Here is an 18848-nt window from a genome sequence, read left to right as displayed (position 1 = left end):
TCGGTGAGCTGCGGGCCTGGCTGCGTCGCTACACCGCCACCCTGGACCCCGCCCAATACCAGGCCGACTGCGACCGTGCCCGGGCGGATCGATGGGTACGCCTCCAGCACGACGACCACGCCATGAGCTACCTCGAGGCCCGACTGCCCACAGTGGCGGCCGCAGCGATCGCGAATCGGCTCCGCGCGGTCGCCCGCGGCCACCAACACCACACCATCCCCGCCCCGGCAGACCCCGATGCGCACTGCACCACCCACACCACCCGTGGAGACAGGACCACCGGTAGCGCCAGCACCGCTGGGGCCGGGACCACCGAGACAACCGCGATGACCGAGACGATCGAGACGATCGAGACCGCCGAGTCCCAGAGCCCGGGGCGCCACCCGGTCCAGCAGGTGTTGCCCGTCAAGCATCCCCAGCTGCCCGTCGAGCACCCCGAGCTGCCACCGATCACCGACCAGATTGATGCCGCCGGTCCCATCCGCGGGGCCACCAGGATCCCTGTCCAGGTCCAGGACGGTCCCGAGGTCCTTCCCGGTGAGACCCCTGCCCCTGGCGAGTCCGACCGCCTCGAAATCCCCGCAGACGGCGCGGATCCTCGGACCCTGGCCCAGCTGGAGGCTGACCTGTTCGCCGCTTGGCTGCTCTCCGGTCGGGTCGAGGGCGCCCCGGTGGAGGCGAAGATCGCGGTCATGATCCCTGAGACCACCCTGACCGGACACAGCGACGACCCCGGCATCAGTGCCGACCGGAACTGGGTGATCCCAGCCAGCGATGCCCGCCACCTCGCCGGTGATCCCCGCACCTGCCACGACTGGTACCAGGCCACCACCGGCCCGCACCAGCCGGGCGCAGGGGACGTCTCTCCGGACATCCTCTCGATCACTTACACCGGCCGCTACGCTCCGGCCCGGCTCCGCGATGCCATCATCTTCCGCGACGGGGTCTGCCAGGCACCGGGGTGCACCATCCCGGCGCAGCGCTGCGATCTTGACCATCGGCTCCCCTACCCGGCAGGCCCCACCAGCGGGCCCAACCTGCAGGCCCTGTGCCGCAGGCACCACCGGCTGAAGTCCCACGGACTTCTGACCAGTACAGACGATCCACCCACAGCCCTGAACACCCCAGCACCGCCGAAGACAGGAACGCCGCCGAATCCCCCGCCAACAACACCGTCGCCACCGTCCATTCAGCGGCCGGCAGCTCCACCGGCGCATCCCGATCAGCGGCGTCGTGGGCTGCCGCCTGCCTGGCAGCCCGCGCGACGGCGCACCCCGGCGCCCCACGGCCGTGTCGACCTCATCGCAACGCACCACGCCACCCCGGGCTCCCGTAGGGGCGTGACCGTCCTCTACGAGACCAGCAGACGACGACACTGAGCCATACCTCTGCTGCCTGATCCCGGCCTGGCCACCACTACCGCCGGGTCACTTCCGCGCAATCACGTCGTACACATGCCAGTGCTTGGGGCCCCGGCCGCTGGGACCGTCGTACTCGCGCTCGTCGAGTTGCAGCACGGTGAGTCCACTCACCCATGCCTCCACGTCGTCGCGGGTGTGGAACGTCATCCCCTCCACGGCGGTCTCGCCGGTGGCCCAGGAGTCCCGGTCGCCGAAGAGCTGAGCGGCCAGGATCCCGCCAGGATGCAGCGAGGCGAGGAGGCGTTGCCACACCTCGACCAGATCGTCCTCCCGCAGGAAAGGCAGACTCAGGCAGGCCAGCACCAAGTCCACGCGCGGCAGATCGGCTGAGCACAGGTCGGCGCACACGGTGGTGAGGCCGTCACCGAGTTCCGCGTCCTCGGCGCGAGTGGTGACCGTATCCACCGCAGTCTGCTCACGGTCGATCGCGGTCACGTGGAACCCCGCGCTCAGCAGGTGAAGGGTCTCGGTGCCGTCGCCGCAGCCCAGGTCCACTGCATGGTGGACATCGCCAGCGCGGCGGGCCGCGGTGGACAGGTGCGCCAGAGCATCACGAAGCAGGGGGCGGGGCGGTCGGTCGGCGGTGCGCCGATAGTAGGCGGCCCAGTCGGCGTCGTCAGTGCTCGGGGAGGTGGCCATGAGAGTCACCGTAGCGGCCGATTGGAAATCACCCTGCCCAGGAGTGATAATCTCTACTCAGAAGTTCCTCGGGTCCGTGGATCCGGGTTCTGCGCGGATGTAGCTTAATGGTAAAGCTTCGGCTTCCCAAGCCGACGACGCGGGTTCGATTCCCGTCATCCGCTCCACCACTCAGGGTGATGCACACGATGCATCACCCCTGATCACGTTTCGGCCCCTGTGCGCATTGCCGCAGAGAGAGCGCGCCAGTAGCGTGAACGGATGGACTCCTCAGCTCTCGACGACGTCATCCAGCGGGCCGTCTGGCATGGCCTGGCGCTCGACCAGAACAGCGTCGAGATCGTCGACGCGGGCCTCGACTTCCGCGTGGCGCTCGCCCATGATGCGGCGGGAGAGCGATGGGTCCTCCGGGTGCCGCGCCGGCCGGACGTCCTGCCGCGCATGGACGAGGAGGCCCGCATCCTTGAGTTCGTGCGCCCTCATCTGAGCGTCGCCGTCCCGGCCTGGGAGGTGCACTCCGAGGAGCTGATCGCCTACCGAGCGCTGCCCGGGCACCCGGGGCTGACCCTGCGTGGCGGGGAGCCGCAGTGCACATGGATGCTGAGTCCCATGAGTTCGCCTCCGCGCTCGGCCGACTCCTGGCCGAGCTGCACAGCATCGACCCCGAGGAGGCCCGCGCCGCTGGGCTGGAGGTCCGCAGCCCGGAGGACTCTCGGGCCCGTTGGCAGGAGGAGATCGACGCCGTCGCCTCCGAGTTCGACGTGGCTTCAGACCTGCTGGCCCGGTGGCGTACCTGGCTCGACGCCGATGAGCTCTGGCCCCAGCGTGCTGTCATGACCCACGGGGAGCTGTACCCGGCGCACATCCTGCTCGGTGAGACCGGGCAGATCACCGGCATCCTGGACTGGACCACCGCCCGGGTGGACGACCCCGGACGGGATTTCTCGTACCAGTTCTCCATCGCCGGGCAGGAGGCGTTCGAGGTCACGGTGGACGCCTACGAGGAGGCCGGTGGCACCGTGTGGCCTCAGCTGGCCGAGCACTGCCATGAGCTGTGGGCCGCGTCCCCGGTGGCCTACGGGATGTTCGCGCTCACCACGGGAGATCCGCAGCACCGGATCGCCGCCGCGGCGCTGCTGAATCCCGAGGCGACGGGCTGAGGGTCTCGTCCAGAATTCGTCATGCCCCCGGCTCGGCGTACCTCCTCGGCGCCCCCTAGAATGGAACTGGAATTCCGTGGGAGCCCGGGCAGGCCGGGCTGAGAGGGCGAAGCCGCCGACCACTCGGACTCGATGCGGGTCATGCCGCCGTGAGGAGGAGATGTGGGCGTCACCGTCGTGGGAGCAGGAGTCGTCGGTCTGCTCTCGGCGTGGGAGCTGCGCCGGCAGGGGCACCGGGTCACGGTGATCGCGCCGGACATCGCCCAGGGCGCCAGCTACGCGGCCGCCGGCATGCTCGCCCCCATCAGTGAGGTGCAGTACGGCCAGGACCGGCTCTACCCCCTCATGACCGCCTCTCGGGCGGAGTATCCAGCTTTCCTGGCCACGCTGGCCGCCGCCGTCGACGCCCCCACCGGGTGGCGGGAGAACGGCACGATCCTGCTGGCCGCCGATCGGTCCGACCGCGACGCTGTCGCCCGGCTGGTGGCCGTCCAGCAGGCCCACGGCATGGAGGTGGAGCCGCTGACCTCCTCGGCGCTGCGGCGTCGCGAGCCGGGCCTCGCGCCCGGGATCTCCAAGGGGTGGGACGTCCCCAGCGACCACCAGGTGGACCCCCGGCTGCTCGCGGACTGTGCGGTGCAGGCCCTGCAGGCGCCGCTGGACGGCGCGCGGTTCCCCGCGCCGGCCCGCCCGCCGATCTCATCCAGGCCCGCGTCACCGCGGTCCACGCCGACGGGGCGGGGCGCACCGGGGTCCGGCTCACCCTCGACGACGGCACCGAGCGCTCCGAGTGCACCGAACTCACCGACGACAAGATCCTCCTGGTGCCGGGGCTCGGCTACACGGACATCGCCGGACTGCCCGAGCAGACGCCCCTGGATCTGCGGCCCGTCCACGGGGACGTGCTGCGCCTGAAGGTCCGCCCCGGGCAGCTATTGCCCGGGGAGCAGCACATCGTGAGTGCCACGGTCCGGGCCACGGTGGCCGGCCGCAGCGTCTACCTGGTGCCGCGGGCCGACGGCGGGCTCGTCGTCGGGGCCTCCTCCCGGGAAGACAGCCTGCCCGGCACCCACGCCGGCTCCGTGCAGGAGCTGCTCGACGACGCCGTCGCGGTGCTGCCGGGCGTCAAGGAGACGGAGCTGGTGGAGATCACCACCCGGGCCCGGCCGGGCACCCCGGATGACATCCCGTACCTGGGCCGCTGCGAGCAGGCGCCCGACGTCGTCGTCTCCACCGGCTATTCTCGACACGGCATCCTGCTGGCGCCGCTGGCCGCCCGGCTCGCGGCGGCCCTGCTGAGCGACGACGGCGAAGCGGCCCTGAGCGAGGAGGACCGCCGGATGCTGGCCCATATGAGCCCCACCCGCTCGCTGACCGCACCACAGATGACCCCCACAGGATTGTGAGAGACATGCTCACCGTGACCATCAACGAGGAAGACGTGAAGTTCGACGACGGCGCCACCGTCGTCGACGCCGTCGCCCACACCACCGGGCGTCAGCTGAACCCGGACGGCACCCCCGCCGACGGCGGCCGGCTGGGCGTGGCGGTGGCCATCAACGCCGCCGTGGTCCCGCGCAGCGCCTGGGCGTCCACCACGCTGAGCCACGGCGAGGAGCTCGAGATCGTCACCGCAGTGCAGGGCGGGTGAACGCATGACCGCACAGACTGCGCCGACCACCCCGCCGCCCCTGCAGGTGGGCGACTACACCCTGGCCAACCGGCTCATCATGGGCACCGGCGGCATCACCGACCTGGAGGCCCTGGAGCGCGCGCTCATCGCCTCCGGCACCACGCTGACCACGGTGGCGATGCGCCGCTACAGCCCGGAGACCAAGACCAGCGTGTTCGCCATGCTGGAGCGCCTCGGCATCGACGTGCTGCCCAACACGGCCGGCTGCTACACCGTGAAGGACGCCGTGCTCACCGCCGAGCTGGCCCGTGAGGCCCTGGAGACGAACCTCATCAAGATCGAGGTCATCGCCGACGAGCACACTCTCCTGCCCGATGTCATCGAGACCTTGGAGGCCACCGAGCAGCTCGCCGACCGGGGCTTCATTCCCATGGTCTACACCACCGACGACCCGGCGGCCGCGGTGCGCCTGGAGCAGGCCGGGGCCGCCGCCGTCATGCCGCTGGGCGCCCCCATCGGCACCGGCCTGGGGATCCTGAACCCGCACAACATCGAGCTCATCGCCTCCCGGGCGAACGTGCCGGTGGTGCTCGACGCCGGCGTCGGGGCCGCCTCCGAGGCCGCACTGGCCCTGGAGCTCGGCTGCGACGCCGTGCTGGTCGCCTCCGCGGTCACCCGCGCGCAGAAGCCCTCTGACATGGCCCGCGCGATGCGGCTGGCCGTGGAGTCCGGGTGGCTCTCCGCCGGGGCGGGGCGCATCCCGCGCCGTCGTCACGCCCTGGCCTCCTCCGCGATGGAAGGAAGGATCGGCACCGTTGACTGAGACACGCCGGACCCAGATCAGCGACCTCTCCCGCACCCAGCTGGAACGCTTCCAGCGGCACCTCTCGCTGACCGGCTTCGGTCCGGAGGCGCAGCTGCGGCTGCTCGACTCCCGGGTGCTGGTGATCGGCGCCGGAGGGCTCGGGGCGCCGATCCTCACCTACCTGGCCGCCGCCGGGGTGGGGACCATCGACATCGTTGACCATGACGTGGTCGACCGCTCCAACCTGCACCGGCAGGTGCTGCACTCGGAGGCCACCATCGGCCGGCCCAAGACCGAATCCGCCGCGGCGGTGATGCGCGGGCTGCACCCGGAGGTCACCGTCCACGAGCACCGCGAGCCCATCGGGCCGGACAACGCCCTGGCGCTGGTGGAGACCGCGGACATCGTGGTGGACGGCTCCGACAACTTCGCCACCCGCTACGTGGTCTCCGATGCCTGCGAGATCGCCGGGAAGCCGCTGGTCTCCGGCTCCATCCTGCGCTTCGCCGGGCAGGTCAGCCTGTTCTGGTCCGCTCCGGATGAGGCGCACTGGCCCTCCGGCGGGCGCGGGCCCACCTACCGGGACCTCTACCCGGAGGCCCCCGACGCCGGGGAGGTCCCCACCTGCGCGGAGGCCGGGGTGCTCGGTGTGCTGCCCGGGGTCATCGGCACGCTCATGGCCACCGAGACGATCAAGTTCCTCGCCGGCGTGGGGGAGACCCTGCTGGGCCGGGTGATGACCTATGACGCGCTGACCGCCTCCTTCCGTGAGGTGCGGCTGCTGCCGGATCCGGACCGGGAACCGGTCACCAGCATCGGCGCCGACGTCGCCGGACTGGGCGGCGGACCGGGTGGCGCCCCGGCCTCCGCAGGAGCCGCCTGCGCGGTGGAGGAGGATCCCGCTCTGCACCCGGTGGAGGGCGAGACCGATCCCTACACCGGGCATCCGTATGGCCCGGAGGACATCGGGATCCGTGACCTGCAGGCCGCCGTCGAGGCTGGACGCGTGGCCGGCGTGGTAGACGTCCGCGAGCCCTGGGAGTATGCGGCCGGGCATGTCGACGGTGCGGTCAACGTGCCGCTGGGGGAGCTGTGGCACGGCTCGCCGGTGCCGGGCCTTGAGGAGGCCAGCGAGGACCGCCCCGTGGTGCTGTACTGCAAGATCGGCGTCCGTTCGCGGCAGGCGCTCGCGGTGCTGCGCCACCGCAATCCCGACGCCGGGCTGCGGAACCTGGTGGGCGGCTACGAGCAGGTCAAGGCTGTGACGGAGGCGCCGAGCCGCTCTCGGTGAGGAAGCCGCGCAGCAGCGAGGCGGTTCCCTCCAGGTGCTCCCGCATGAGCTCTTCGGCGCGTACCGGATCGCCCTGCAGGATGGCGGAGACGATCCCCTGATGCTGTTCCTGGGAGTGGGCGATGTTCGTGTCCAGGAACGGGATGCGGTCCAGCAGTCCGCTGGCGGCGGCGCGGGCCTCGGCCACTGAGGCGGAGAGCATCGCCGAGCCGGAGAGCTCCGCGATCAGGCAGTGCAGGCGGGCATCCAGCGGCCGATACTGGGAAGCCTCGGCGGCTTCCACCGCGTCCAGGGCCTGCACCAGGGCGGAGCGCAGGGCGTTGCTCAGCGTGGCGGAGGCCGCCAGGGCGGCGGCGGCCGGCTCGACGACGCCCCGGAAGGTCAGCACATCGTCGACGGCGGCCGCGTCCTCTGCGCCGAGGGAGGTCGCCGGAGCGGGCAGCTCCTCGGCGACGAACGTTCCCCCGTAGCGGCCCCGTCGTACCGAGAGGTAGCCGGCGGTCTGCAGCTCCGCCAGGGCGTCTCGCAGCGTGCTGCGAGAGACCCCCAGGGATTCGGCCAGCTCGCGCTCCGGCGGCAGCTTATCGCCTGGGGCGAAGGTGCCCAGTCGGATGCCGCGCAGGACTCGGGCGATGGTCTCTTCGAGCACGTTGCCGCGCCGCGCCTGACCCAGCACAGAGCCCAGCACAGGAGTGAGCGAGGCCATGGGCTCCGCGGGGGACGACGCATCCGGCATGCCATCAGCATGCCACATGGCCAGCCTCAAAGGTCTCCTCTCGGTAATTTTGCGAGCGATCTTCTCGCTGACTCTTGACACTCTGCCGTGCGGCACCTCACAGTAGTGCTGTTCAAAGGACTGAAAGCAGTCCATTGGGAGAGGGTGTCATGTCGCGAGCACCAGGATCCACGGCCCACGTGGACTACACGCACCTCGGCGAGAGCTACATGAAGCACCGACAGCTGCGTCGAGGGGCGGCCGGATGGATCCTGCTCGCCGGCCTCGGCGTGGCCTATGTGATCTCCGGAGACTTCTCCGGGTGGAACATCGGCCTCTCGGTGGGAGGCTGGGGCGGGCTGCTCATCGCCTTCGTCCTCATGGGGCCGATGTACACATGCATGGTCTTCGGCCTGGCCGAGATGTCCTCCACCATTCCCACCGCCGGAGCCGGATACGGGTTCGCCCGCCGAGCCTTCGGCCCACTCGGCGGCTTCGCCACCGGCATGGCCGTGCTCATCGAGTACGCCGTCGCCCCGGCCGCCATCGCCACCTTCATCGGAGGCTATGTGGAGGCCCTCGGGCTCTTCGGCCTCACCAACTCCTGGCCCATCTACCTGGCCGCCTATCTGCTGTTCATCGGCATCCACCTCTGGGGCGTCGGCGAGGCGCTGAAGGTCATGTTCGGCATCACCCTGATCGCCGTCGTCGCGCTCGCGGCCACTGTGTTCGGCCTGCTGCCCCACGTGGAGCTCAGCAACCTCTTCTACATCGCCGCCGACGGCTCGGCCGGTTCCAGCGCGTTCCTGCCCTTCGGCATCACCGGCGTGATGGGCGCCCTGGTCTTCGGCATCTGGTTCTTCCTGGCCATCGAGGGCGTGCCGCTGGCCGCCGAGGAGACGGCCGACCCCAAGCGCGACCTGCCTCGGGGCATCATCGTGGCCATGATGGTGCTGCTGGTCTTCGGCGCCCTGATGCTGGTCCTCGTCCCCGGGGCCGCCGGCGCCGAGGCCATGGGTGACTCCGAATCGCCGCTGCCCGAGGCGCTGCGTGCCGTCCACGGGGAGGGGTCCTGGCTGGCCACGTTCGTCAACTACGCGGGGCTCGCCGGACTGGTCGCCAGCTTCTTCTCCATCGTCTACGCCTACTCACGGCAGCTCTTCGCCCTCTCCCGGGCCGGGTACCTGCCACGATTCCTCTCCCTGACCTCCGGCCGCCGGACCCCCTGGGTCGCGCTCATCGTCCCGGGCACCATCGGCTTCGTCCTGGCCGCCGCCATCGGCGACGGCGGTCTGCTGATCAACATCGCCGTCTTCGGGGCCGCGGTGTCCTACGTGCTGCTGAATCTGAGCCACATCGTGCTGCGCATCCGGGAGCCGCAGCTGGAGCGCGGCTACCGCACACCGGGCGGTGTGGTCACCACCTCCATCGCGCTGGTGCTCGCCGTCGTCGCGCTGATTGCCACCTTCGTGGTGGATGTCCGGGCCGCCGGCATCACGGCGGGGGTGTTCCTGCTGGCCCTGGCGTACTTCTGGTTCTACAGCCGCCACCGGCTGGTGGCCGACGCCCCGGAGGAGGAGTTCGCGCTGCTGGAGAAGGAGGAGAGCCAGCTGCACTGAGACCACCGTCCCCCGTCCTGCCCGCCTGCCCGCCTGCCCGCCCACCACCCGAGGAGCTCCATGAATCCGCTGGACCTCGACCACCTGCCGGCACCGCACAACGAGCGCATGCTCAGTGCATCGCAGCTGGCCCACGAGATCACCACAGGACAGATCGACTCCGTCATCCTCGCCTTCACCGACATGCAGGGCCGCCTCCAGGGCAAGGTCATCCACGGACAGTTCTTCCTGGACTCCGTGCTCGATCACGGAGCCGAGGCCTGCAACTACCTGCTCGCCGTCGACACCGACATGAACACTGTGGACGGCTATTCGCTCACCAGCTGGGAGACCGGCTACGGGGACATGGAGTTCATCCTCGACCACGGCACCATCCGCCGGGTCCCCTACCTGGAGCGCACCGCCATCCTGCAGGTGGACCTGGCCACCACGGATGGCCGCCCGGTGCCGGTCTCCCCGCGATCGCTGCTGAAGGCCCAGCAGGAGAAGGCCGCCGCGCTGGGGCTGACCGCGCTGGCCGGCACCGAGCTGGAGTTCGTGATGTACGAGGACTCCTATGAGGACGCCTCGGCGCGGGACTATCGGGGCCTGACCCCGGCCAACCAGTACAACGTGGACTACTCCATCCTGGGATCCATGCGGGTGGAGCCGCTGCTGCGGGACATCCGCAACGCCATGTACCAGGCGGGCATGACGGTGGAATCCGCCAAGGGGGAGTGCAACCTCGGCCAGCATGAGATCGCCTTCAAGTACGACGACGTCGTCACCACCGCGGACAACCACACCTTCTACAAGCTCTCGGCCAAGCACATGGCCTCCCAGCGGGGGCAGTCGATCACCTTCATGGCCAAGCCCAACGCGCGGGAGGGATCCAGCTGCCACATCCACATGTCCCTGCGCGGCCTCGACGGCGGCCTGGCCTTCTGGGACGCCGAGGCCGGGCGGCGCACTCCACTCTACGACCACTTCATCGCCGGGGTGCTGTCCACCATGCGGGAGATGACGCTGTTCTACGCCCCCAACATCAACTCCTACAAGCGCTTCGCGAAGGGGTCCTTCGCCCCGACCACCATCGGGTGGGGCCTGGACAACCGCACCTGCGCGGTGCGCCTGGTCGGGGAGGGACTCTCCGCTCGCATGGAGAACCGGGTCCCCGGCGCCGACGCCAACCCCTACCTGGCCATGGCCGCGATGCTCGCCGGAGGTCTGCACGGCGTGGAGCAGAAGCTCGCGCTGCCCGAGGCCATCGAGGGCAACGCCTATGACGCCGACGCCGACCAGGTCCCCTCCACCATGGCCGAGGCCCGTGACCTGTTCGCCGGGTCCCCGGTGGTCCGCGAGCTCTTCGGCGAGGAGGTCGTCACCCACTACACCCACTACGCCGACGTCGAGCTGGAGCAGTTCCAGGCCGCGGTCACCGACTGGGAGGTGAGGCGTGGCTTCGAACGACACTGAGACGCCTATGGGCCGGCGGTCCGGGGCGGACCGTCCGCGGATCGGGTTGACCACCTACTGGCAGCAGGGGCGATGGGGTGTCTGGGAGGACACCGCAGCCATCGTGCCCGGCAACTACGTGCGCCGGGTCGTGGAAGCCGGCGGAACCCCGCTGCTGCTGCCGCCGGTGGGCACCGACGTCGGCGTCCTCGACGTCCTCGACGGGCTGATCGTCATCGGCGGCACCGATGTGGACCCGGCCCACTACGGGCGTCCGCCCCATCCGACCACGGTCGCCCAACCGGACCGCGACGAGCACGACCTCACCCTCACCCGGGCTGCCCTGGAGCGAGGGCTGCCGCTGTTCGCGATCTGCCGGGGACTGCAGGTGCTCAATGTGGCCCTCGGTGGCACCCTGCACCAGCACCTGCCGGACCTCGTCCCGGAGGCCGGGCCGCAGTACCAGCCGGCGCCGGGCCAGTACGGAGAGGTCGAGTTCCAAGTGGAGCCCGGCTCCCTGGCCGCCGAACTGCTCGGAGGGGCCGCGAGCTCGCCGTGCTATCACCACCAGAGCGTCGACCAGCTCGGTGGGGGCCTGCGGGTCACCGGCCGGGCCGCCGACGGGACCGTGGAGATCGTGGAGATGCCACAGGCCCCCGGCTGGGTGCTCGGCGTCCAGTTCCACCCGGAGGAGAACCCGCAGGACCTCCGACTCTTCGAAGGATTCATCGACGCCGTGCGCCAGGAGGCCGCCGTATGACCGTCCATGCTGTGATCAATCCCGCCACTGGTGAGGTGGTGAGCGAGATCGAGTCGCCGAGCAGGAGCAGACCGACGCCGCCATCGCCGCCGCGCCGCGGCCTACCCCGCCTGGCGGGACGTCGCCCCGGCGGACCGGGCTCGGCTGCTGCGCCGCTTCGCGCGGCTCGTCGACGACGACCTCGAGAACCTGGCCGCCCTGGAGGTCGCCAACAGCGGGCACACCCTCACCAACGCCCGGTGGGAGGCCGGCAACGTCCGGGACGTGCTGGAGTACTACGCGGCCGCCCCGGAGCGGAACTTCGGACGCCAGATCCCCGTCGCCGGCGGGGTGGACATCACCTTCCGGGAGCCGCTGGGCGTGGTGGGGGTCATCGTGCCCTGGAACTTCCCCATGCCGATCGCCGGCTGGGGTCTCGCCCCCGCCCTGGCGGCCGGGAACACCGTGGTCCTCAAGCCCGCCGAGCTGACGCCGCTGACCGCGATCCGGCTCGGCGAGCTCGCCCTGGAGGCGGGCATCCCGGAGGGGGTGCTCACCGTGCTGCCGGGTCGGGGCGCCGTCGTCGGGGAGCGCTTCGTGACCCACCCGCAGGTGAAGAAGGTGGTGTTCACCGGCTCCACCGCGGTGGGGAAGCGGATCATGGCCGGCTGCGCCGAACAGCTGACCCGGGTGACCCTGGAGCTGGGCGGCAAGAGCGCGAACATCGTCTTCGCCGACGCCGACGTTCAGGAGGCGGCCGCCCGCGCACCGGGCGGGGTCTTCGACAATGCAGGCCAGGACTGCTGCGCCCGCTCCAGGATCCTGGTGCAGCGCCGCGTGCTGGACCGGTTCCTGGAGCTGCTGGAGCCGGCGGTCCGGGATGTCCGGGTGGGGGATCCCCGCCGCGAGGACACGGTGATGGGCCCGCTGATCTCGGCGGCGCACCGGGACCGGGTGGCCGGGTTCCTGCAGAACCCCGACGGCTCTGCCCGTGCTGACCTCCTCGTCCAGGGCGAGGCGCCGACCGGCCCGGGCCACTGGTTCCCGCCCACGGTGGTGATGCCCCGGGACCCACACGACCGTCTGCTCACCGAGGAGGTCTTCGGCCCGGTGGTCGCCGTCGTGCCTTTCGAGGACGAGGCCGATGCGATCCGCATCGCCAACGACTCCGACTACGGACTCTCCGGCTCCATCTGGACCCGTGATGTCGGCCGCGCCCTGCGGGTGTCCCGGGCGGTGGAGGCCGGAAACCTCTCGGTGAACTCCCATGCCTCGGTGCGGTACTCCACCCCCTTCGGAGGGTTCAAGGCCTCCGGGATCGGCCGTGAGCTCGGCCCGGACGCCCTGGAGTCCTTCACTGAGGTGAAGAACGTCTTCATCGCGACAGAGGAGCAGTCATGACACAGACGCAGAAGCAGGCCCCCTACGGTGGGCTGGTCACCAACAGGCTCGCGGGCCGGGTCGCCACCGTCACCGGCGGGGCCTCCGGCATCGGGCTCGCCACGGTGCGGCGCCTGGCCCATGAAGGGGCGACCGTCGTCATCGCCGACGTCTGCGATCCGGCTCAGGGCGAGCAGATCGCCGACGAGGTGGGCGGGCTGTTCCTGCCCACCGACGTCACCGACGAACAGCAGGTCGCCGCGCTGTTCGCGACGGCGCAGGAACGCTTCGGGGCTGTGGACATCGCTTCAACAATGTGGGCATCTCACCGCCGGAGGACGGCTCCATCCTAGAGACCGGCATCGACGCCTGGCGCAAGGTCCAGGAGGTCAACCTGACCAGCATCTTCCACTGCTGCAAGCAGGTGATCCCCTATATGCAGGCCCAGGGGAGGGGATCGATCATCAACACCGCCTCCTTCGTGGCGGTGATGGGGGCGGCCACCAGTCAGATCAGCTACTCGGCCTCCAAAGGCGGGGTGCTCTCCATGAGCCGGGAGCTGGGCGTGGAGTTCGCCCGGCAGGGCATCCGCGTCAACGCGCTGTGCCCCGGCCCGGTGAACACCCCGCTGCTGCAGAAGCTCTTCGCCGAGGACCCGGAGCGGGCGGCCCGCCGGCTGGTGCATGTGCCCGTGGGACGCTTCGCCGAGCCGGAGGAGCTGGCGGCCGCCGTCGCCTTCCTGGCCTCCGACGACGCCTCCTTCATCACCGCCAGCGAATTCCTCGTCGACGGAGGGATCTCAGGGGCCTATGTGACGCCCCTGTGATCCGGTACAGTCAGTTCGAAGGGGGAACTGATGAGTGCTGATGCTGAGAACGTGATGCCGCGCCGCTTCGCCGCGATCGCCGCCGCCCTGGGGCTGACCGCCGTGTTCGGCGGGTCTGCCGCCGTCGTCTCCCAGCAGGAGGGCCCCGACGCCGTGACGGCCTCGCTGAGCCCGGAGAAGCAGGCGCTGCTGGACACCGACGACGATCTCTTCGTCACGGTAGACCTCGCCTCCAGCCAGATCACCGACGTCACCGTCCCGGAGGTCGCCGGTGCTCCCGGGACCCTGAGCGCCCAGGAGCGGGAGCTGCTGAACTCCGGCTCCCCCACGATCGTCACGATGGACGTGGACACCGGGGAGATCGTCTCCGTCCGCGCGGCCTGACATGCGTGAGGAGCGGATCGTCGCCAACGGCGTGACGCTCGCCTGCGAGATCCACGGGGATCCCGACGACCCCACGCTGCTGCTGATGCACGGTGCGGGACAGTGCCTCGTGGCGTGGCACGACGACCTGGTCTGGCGCTTCGTCGACGCGGGCCGCTGCGTGGTCCGCGTGGACAGCCGCGACGCCGGCCTGTCCACCACGAGCCCAGCCGGGGAGCCTGGCTATGGAATGGCCGATGCCGTGGAGGACGTCAGTGCGCTGCTCGATGCCCTCGAGACGCCGCGGGCGCACCTCGTCGGAGTCTCCGGCGGGGCTGCGGTGGCCCAGCTGATGGCCCTGGTCCACCCGGGGCAGGTCGCCACGCTGACGCTCATGGCGGGGACCCCCGGCGGACCGGGTCATGAGGCCGCCGATCTGCCCCCGATGACCGAGGAGCTGCGCGCGTGGTTCTCCGCCGCCGGTGACGCCCCGCCGCCGGACTGGTCCGACCGCGAAGCCGCCGTCGACCGCCTGATAGAGGAGGAGCGGCCGTTCGCCGCGGCCTCCCGCCCCTTCGACGAGGCGCAGGCGCGGCAGATCGCCGAGAAGACCGTGGACCGTGCCGTCGACCTCGAGGCCATGATGACGAACCCGTTCCTCGTCTCAGCCGGAGAGCCCTGGCGACACCGCCTGGCGGAGATCACCGCGCCCACTCTGGTCCTCCACGGGGAGGAGGACCCGCTGCTGCCACTCGGGCACGGCCGCGCGCTCGCCGCGGAGATCCCGGGAGCCCGACTCATCGAAGTGCCGGGCATGGGTCATGAGATCGTGCCGCGCCACCAGTGGCATCGGATCGTCCCGGAGATCGTCGCGCACACCGAGGCGGCCACCGCTCAGCGGTAGGCGCGCTCGTAGGGCGCCGGCTTGTACGGCATGTCGTAGCGCAGCGCCTCGGCCGCCCGGATGGGGAAGTTGGGGTCGCGCAGGGACTCGCGGCCCACCAGCACCACGTCGGACTGGCCCAGTGCCACGATCTGCTCGGCCTGGAACGGGTCATCGATCATCCCGACCGCGGCCACCGGAAGCCCCGTGGCCTCCTTGATCGACGTCGCGAACGGCAGCTGATAGCCCGGGCCCACAGGGATCTCGGCCGGGACGTTCCCGCCGGAGGACACCGAGATCATGTCCACCCCGTGCTCGCCCAGCCAGGAGGACACGGCCTCCGTCTGCGGGAGGTCCCAGCCGCCCTGGACCCAGTCGGTGGCAGAGAGCCGCACGATCATCGGCACCTGCTCGCCCACCTCGGCGCGGACGGCGTCCACCACCTCCAGCAGCAGCCGCGCCCGGTTCTCCAGGGAACCGCCGTAGGCGTCGGTGCGCTCATTGGACAGCGGGGAGAGGAACTCATGGAGCAGGTAGCCGTGCGCCCCGTGGATCTCCAGGACGTCGAAGCCGGCGTCCACGGCGCGGCGGGCGGCCGCGGTGAAGGCGACGACGACGTCGGCGATCCCCTCCGCCGTCAGCTCGGTGCCACCGCCAGGCCGTCATAGGCCCTCGGCGAGGGACCGACCGGCTGCCAGCCGCCGCGTTCGGCCGGCACATTGCCCTCGGGGTGGTCGCCCCAGGCCCGCCAGGTGGAGGCCTTGCGGCCGGCGTGGGCCAACTGGATGGCCGCAGCCGCGCCCTGTGAGTGGATCATCGCGGTCAGACGCCGGAAGGCCTGGGCCTGCTCGTCGTTCCACAGCCCCAGGTCCTCCGGGCTGATGCGCCCCTCCGGGGACACGCCGGTGGCTTCCACGGTGACCAGGCCGGCGCCGCCGCGGGCCAGGGAGCCCAGGTGCATCAGGTGCCAGTCGGTGGGGACGCCGTCCTGGGCGTCCACCGCGTACTGGCACATCGGCGGAATCCAGATGCGGTTGCGGATCTCGAGTCCGCGCAGCGTGAGGGGGTCGAATAGTGCGCGCGTCATGGCGGTCCTTCCTGCAAAGCCAGATTTGTACGAGAGTCCTCGTACTACGACAGGTACCATACAACTGCAGGGCCGCTGAGGGAACCATGACGTCATCAACGTGAGGGAGGGCACCCATGCGCACGCTGGAACATCCCGGAGTCGAGGAGCTGACCCTCGACGCCGTCCTCTCCGCGCTGGCCGATCCGGTCCGGCGCACCATCGTCGCTCAGCTTGACGTCGGCCACGAGGACCAGGCGTGCATCGCCTTCGATCTGCCGGTGTCCAAGTCCACCTCCACGCATCACTTCCGGGTGCTGCGCGATGCCGGGATCATCCGACAGCGCTACGCCGGCACCGCCATCCGCAGCTCCCTGCGCCGTGAGGACCTGGACGCTCGCTTCCCCGGGCTCCTCGACGCGGTGCTGCGCGGGTGACCCGCTGGTCGGGCTCAGATCGTGTCGTGTGATGTGATCTCGTATGAGGTGTGGCCGTGATCGGCGCGGCGGTTCCGTGGGCTGGAGGATCAGGGATCAGGCAGGCCTGCTGAGCCTCAGGTGGAGCAACGGGTACGGCCGACCGGCTTCGTCGGTCTCGCTGCGACCGACGACCTCGAATCCACGGTGAGCATAGAAGCCCGCGGCCGAGGCGTTCTGCTCGTTCACATCAACCGTGGTGACGGCGTGATCCTTGATCGCATGGGCGAGCAGCGCGGTGCCGATTCCACTGTCACGGTGGGTCGCATCGACGAACAGCATCTCCAGCGTTCCGTCGAGTACGCCTGAGAATCCCACCGGTCGACCATCGCGTTCTGCGACTGAGAGCACGACTGCCGGAAAGTAGTCGGACTGCAGTCTGGTCTCGATCTCATCCCGATCCGCTTCGGCAAGGAAGTCGTGGGTCGCGTCCACAGCGCCCCGCCAGATCGCAGCGAGCGTGGGATACTCTGCAGCTCCGATCGAGGGCCGAATGCTCACAACGGGCACGGCAGGTCCATTTCGCGAAGGCATCAGTCCATCCTCCCAGAGGGCACGATGACGGCGGCACCGTCCATGAAATTCAGCACTGCGGAGACGCTCAACAGCGCGCCCGCAGTCGAGCTGATGATGAGCGGTGCAGTGTCGTTGTCCATCATGGGCCTCCGTGCAGTGGGGTGGGTATCCTGGTGCCATGCTCAGGCAGCAGCGATTTCGGAGCCCCCGGCCGGTTGATGGCCGCGGGGCAGTCGATGCGCGCTTGGCACGCTGAAGGTCTCCGCAGGTACGGCCGGGGGAAGTCTCTTATCCCTCACCACCCTGCACACACTCTGGAGACCCCTCATGTCGCCTGCCGACCATCTGACTTCTGACCAGCTCTGCCGTGCCCTGAACCTGCGCGACCTCACCGATCCCACCCAGGGCGGACACGCCATCCAGGTCCTTCTGGATGCCGTCGTGGGGCGATTGCGTTCCGCATGGCACTGTACCGTCCGCACCGTACGCCACTCTCCGATCGTCGCAGTGCGCGAGAACTACGACCGCCTCGGCTATGACTCCGACGACGTCACCCGCGCGCGCCGGTACACGCGCTACATCAGTCCGACGGTGATGCTCCGCAGCCATACCAGCGCTGAGCTGCCGAGCGCCCTCGAACGCTATGTGGGGCGAGACGACGTCGACGAGCTGATCGTGGCCCCGGCCTCGTGTACCGGCGCGACGCCGTCGATCGGAGCCATGTGGGCGAGCCGCATCAGGTGGACCTCTGGCGCATCCGCAGCACTCCGGAGACCGGCGACGAGGACATGCTCACGATGATCAGCTGCCTGGTCGAGACGGTGCTTCCGGGCGCGGAGTGGACGATGACCGATGTCACGCACCCCTACACGGTGGGCGGCCGACAGATCGACGTGCTCCACGAGGGGGAGTGGCTCGAGCTTGCCGAGTGTGGGCGCATCCATCCCGACGTGCTGCGAGGGTCTGGGCTCGACCCGGAGCGGTGGTCAGGCGTCGCGCTCGGCATGGGTCTGGAGCGGGCGCTGATGCTGCGTAAGGGCATCCCCGACATCCGCTGTCTGCGCGCCGAGGACCCACGCATCGCCGCGCAGATGCTCACGCTGGAGCCATGGCGGCATGTCTCACCGCTGCCGGCGGTCCGGCGCGACATCTCCGTGGTTCTGTCGGCCGACGAGGACGAGGAGACGCTCGGCGACACCGTCCGCACCGCTCTGGGCGACGACGCCGGCGTCGTCGAGTCCCTCGAGGTGCTCAGTCGGACCGCGCATGAGGACCTGCCCGAGGCTGCGCGTTCGCGGCTGGGCACGCAGGAAGGGCAGGTCAATCTCCTGCTGCGGATCGTGCTGCGACCCCTCGACCGCACGCTCACCTCGGACGAGGCCAATGTCATCCGCAACAGGATCTACACGGCAGTGCATCAGGGGCCGGTGCTGGAGCTGATCTGAGATCGCTCGCGCCGCTCATCCCCGCGCGCGGGTGACCCGCTGCCGCAGTCCGCTGACCCGCACCACCGGCTCCAGCTCACGCTCTGCCTCCTGCAGCGGCCACGACGTCCACGGGGCGGTCGCCTGCGAGAGCTCCGCCCAGATCACGCCACGTTCGTGATGCTCGCGCACCAGGGCGGTGAAACGTTCGCTGGCCTGCGCCTCGGGGGAGTCCGCGGCATGGGAGCCGGTGCGCCGCTTGGCCAGCACCGCCAGGTCCCGCAGCTCGGCGGCCTCGCCCGCGCTCAGATGCGGGTGCTCCACCGGCCGCCGTCGGGCCGGGGCGGGTCGCTCGTAGACCGGGAACAGGGCGGCGACGTCGGCCTCGACTTCGCCCTCATGCCGGGCGGCGAACTGCCGCATCCGCTCCGCGCTGACCCCGCACGGCGCGGCCAGCA

At 70.3% G+C, this 18848-nt stretch carries 19 protein-coding genes, 1 tRNA gene, 5 pseudogenes and 1 riboswitch; of the genes and pseudogenes, 19 read left to right on the top strand and 6 right to left on the bottom strand.

Annotated features, from left to right (window positions below; all coding sequences use genetic code 11):
* The coding region (locus tag BCY76_RS18280) for an HNH endonuclease signature motif containing protein (protein ID WP_070161966.1) at positions 1 to 1379 on the top strand (1379 nt) is incomplete at its 5' end.
* A 48-nt stretch (positions 1380 to 1427) separates the two neighbouring features.
* Here BCY76_RS18280 and BCY76_RS15175 read toward each other — a convergent pair.
* On the bottom strand, positions 1428 to 2060 hold the full coding sequence (locus tag BCY76_RS15175; RefSeq protein WP_085437873.1) for a class I SAM-dependent methyltransferase: 633 nt from the start codon (positions 2058 to 2060) through the stop codon (positions 1428 to 1430).
* Between the two features lie 93 nt (positions 2061 to 2153).
* On the opposite strand from BCY76_RS15175, the gene BCY76_RS15170 reads away from it, so the two are divergent.
* The 8 genes and pseudogenes from BCY76_RS15170 (at position 2154) to moeB (ending at position 6949) form a co-directional block, all read left to right on the top strand.
* Positions 2154 to 2227, top strand: a tRNA-Gly gene (locus tag BCY76_RS15170).
* A 94-nt stretch (positions 2228 to 2321) separates the two neighbouring features.
* Positions 2322 to 2576: pseudogene (locus BCY76_RS19655) on the top strand (phosphotransferase); the annotation flags it as partial.
* Positions 2577 to 2653: 77 nt separating this feature from the next.
* Positions 2654 to 3220, top strand: coding sequence for a phosphotransferase (locus tag BCY76_RS19650; RefSeq protein WP_237090213.1), 567 nt, complete (start codon positions 2654 to 2656; stop codon positions 3218 to 3220).
* A 66-nt stretch (positions 3221 to 3286) separates the two neighbouring features.
* Positions 3287 to 3393: riboswitch (TPP riboswitch) on the top strand.
* Positions 3383 to 3814 (top strand): annotated as a pseudogene (locus tag BCY76_RS20075) (FAD-dependent oxidoreductase); the annotation flags it as partial. It overlaps the preceding riboswitch by 11 nt.
* The gene (locus BCY76_RS15160) at positions 3802 to 4626 is read left to right on the top strand and encodes an FAD-dependent oxidoreductase (RefSeq protein WP_272896862.1); all 825 of its coding nucleotides are present in this window, start codon (positions 3802 to 3804) and stop codon (positions 4624 to 4626) included. The pseudogene BCY76_RS20075 and the gene BCY76_RS15160, both read left to right, overlap by 13 nt.
* A 5-nt stretch (positions 4627 to 4631) precedes the next feature.
* Complete coding sequence (gene thiS / locus BCY76_RS15155) at positions 4632 to 4871, top strand: sulfur carrier protein ThiS (protein WP_070161961.1); 240 nt, start codon at positions 4632 to 4634, stop codon at positions 4869 to 4871.
* Between the two features lie 4 nt (positions 4872 to 4875).
* A complete protein-coding gene (locus BCY76_RS15150) occupies positions 4876 to 5676 on the top strand; it encodes a thiazole synthase (protein ID WP_070161959.1) in 801 nt (266 codons plus the stop codon).
* Positions 5669 to 6949: a molybdopterin-synthase adenylyltransferase MoeB gene (moeB, locus tag BCY76_RS15145; RefSeq protein WP_070161957.1), complete on the top strand. Its 1281-nt coding sequence runs from the start codon at positions 5669 to 5671 to the stop codon at positions 6947 to 6949. Before BCY76_RS15150 ends, moeB begins: the two co-directional genes overlap by 8 nt.
* Here the strand turns inward: moeB and BCY76_RS15140 are convergent.
* Positions 6912 to 7685 (bottom strand): FadR/GntR family transcriptional regulator, encoded by a 774-nt coding sequence (locus BCY76_RS15140; RefSeq protein ID WP_085437874.1) that lies wholly within the window; start codon positions 7683 to 7685, stop codon positions 6912 to 6914. The genes moeB and BCY76_RS15140 overlap by 38 nt on opposite strands.
* Before the next feature lie 149 nt (positions 7686 to 7834).
* On the opposite strand from BCY76_RS15140, the gene eat reads away from it, so the two are divergent.
* From eat to BCY76_RS15105, 7 genes and pseudogenes are all read left to right on the top strand, one after another.
* Positions 7835 to 9283 carry an ethanolamine permease gene (eat, locus tag BCY76_RS15135; RefSeq protein ID WP_070161955.1) on the top strand — a complete coding sequence of 483 codons (1449 nt, stop codon included), beginning with the start codon at positions 7835 to 7837 and terminating at the stop codon, positions 9281 to 9283.
* Between the two features lie 60 nt (positions 9284 to 9343).
* Positions 9344 to 10738, top strand: coding sequence for a glutamine synthetase family protein (locus BCY76_RS15130; RefSeq protein WP_070161953.1), 1395 nt, complete (start codon positions 9344 to 9346; stop codon positions 10736 to 10738).
* Positions 10719 to 11477 carry a gamma-glutamyl-gamma-aminobutyrate hydrolase family protein gene (locus BCY76_RS15125; protein WP_336582537.1) on the top strand — a complete coding sequence of 253 codons (759 nt, stop codon included), beginning with the start codon at positions 10719 to 10721 and terminating at the stop codon, positions 11475 to 11477. The genes BCY76_RS15130 and BCY76_RS15125 overlap by 20 nt, the downstream gene beginning before the upstream one ends.
* A pseudogene (locus BCY76_RS15120) lies at positions 11474 to 12857 on the top strand (aldehyde dehydrogenase family protein). The gene BCY76_RS15125 and the pseudogene BCY76_RS15120 overlap by 4 nt, the downstream one beginning before the upstream one ends.
* Positions 12854 to 13662, top strand: a pseudogene (locus BCY76_RS15115) (3-oxoacyl-ACP reductase). Before BCY76_RS15120 ends, BCY76_RS15115 begins: the two co-directional pseudogenes overlap by 4 nt.
* A gap of 30 nt (positions 13663 to 13692) precedes the next feature.
* Positions 13693 to 14046 carry a hypothetical protein gene (locus BCY76_RS15110; protein ID WP_139827835.1) on the top strand — a complete coding sequence of 118 codons (354 nt, stop codon included), beginning with the start codon at positions 13693 to 13695 and terminating at the stop codon, positions 14044 to 14046.
* 1 nt (position 14047) lies between these two features.
* Positions 14048 to 14929 (top strand): alpha/beta fold hydrolase, encoded by an 882-nt coding sequence (locus BCY76_RS15105; protein ID WP_070161945.1) that lies wholly within the window; start codon positions 14048 to 14050, stop codon positions 14927 to 14929.
* Here BCY76_RS15105 and BCY76_RS15100 read toward each other — a convergent pair.
* Positions 14920 to 15995 (bottom strand): annotated as a pseudogene (locus BCY76_RS15100) (NADH:flavin oxidoreductase/NADH oxidase). The gene BCY76_RS15105 and the pseudogene BCY76_RS15100 sit on opposite strands and share 10 nt — an antisense overlap.
* Before the next feature lie 116 nt (positions 15996 to 16111).
* Here BCY76_RS15100 and BCY76_RS15095 point away from each other — a divergent pair.
* A complete protein-coding gene (locus tag BCY76_RS15095) occupies positions 16112 to 16411 on the top strand; it encodes an ArsR/SmtB family transcription factor (RefSeq protein WP_070161941.1) in 300 nt (99 codons plus the stop codon).
* Positions 16412 to 16507: 96 nt separating this feature from the next.
* Here BCY76_RS15095 and BCY76_RS15090 read toward each other — a convergent pair whose 3' ends face one another.
* Both BCY76_RS15090 and BCY76_RS20070 read right to left on the bottom strand, forming a co-directional pair.
* The gene (locus BCY76_RS15090) at positions 16508 to 16960 is read right to left on the bottom strand and encodes an acetyltransferase (RefSeq protein ID WP_396954364.1); all 453 of its coding nucleotides are present in this window, start codon (positions 16958 to 16960) and stop codon (positions 16508 to 16510) included.
* A 23-nt stretch (positions 16961 to 16983) separates the two neighbouring features.
* Positions 16984 to 17109 (bottom strand): hypothetical protein, encoded by a 126-nt coding sequence (locus BCY76_RS20070; RefSeq protein WP_272896863.1) that lies wholly within the window; start codon positions 17107 to 17109, stop codon positions 16984 to 16986.
* A 184-nt stretch (positions 17110 to 17293) separates the two neighbouring features.
* Between BCY76_RS20070 and BCY76_RS20545 the strand changes: the two genes are divergently transcribed.
* The gene (locus tag BCY76_RS20545; RefSeq protein ID WP_336582535.1) at positions 17294 to 17767 is read left to right on the top strand and encodes a hypothetical protein; all 474 of its coding nucleotides are present in this window, start codon (positions 17294 to 17296) and stop codon (positions 17765 to 17767) included.
* On the top strand, positions 17689 to 18411 hold the full coding sequence (srmL, locus tag BCY76_RS20540; protein ID WP_336582533.1) for a PheS-related mystery ligase SrmL: 723 nt from the start codon (positions 17689 to 17691) through the stop codon (positions 18409 to 18411). The genes BCY76_RS20545 and srmL overlap by 79 nt, the downstream gene beginning before the upstream one ends.
* 15 nt (positions 18412 to 18426) lie before the next feature.
* Here srmL and BCY76_RS18275 read toward each other — a convergent pair.
* Positions 18427 to 18848, bottom strand: a 422-nt coding sequence (locus tag BCY76_RS18275) for a hypothetical protein (protein WP_170922722.1), incomplete at its 5' end; no start/stop codon positions are given.

Source organism: Nesterenkonia sp. PF2B19 (genome assembly GCF_001758425.2).
In the GTDB taxonomy this organism is placed as follows: Bacteria; Actinomycetota; Actinomycetes; order Actinomycetales; family Micrococcaceae; genus Nesterenkonia; species Nesterenkonia aethiopica.
This window is presented reverse-complemented; position numbering and strand designations above follow the sequence as displayed.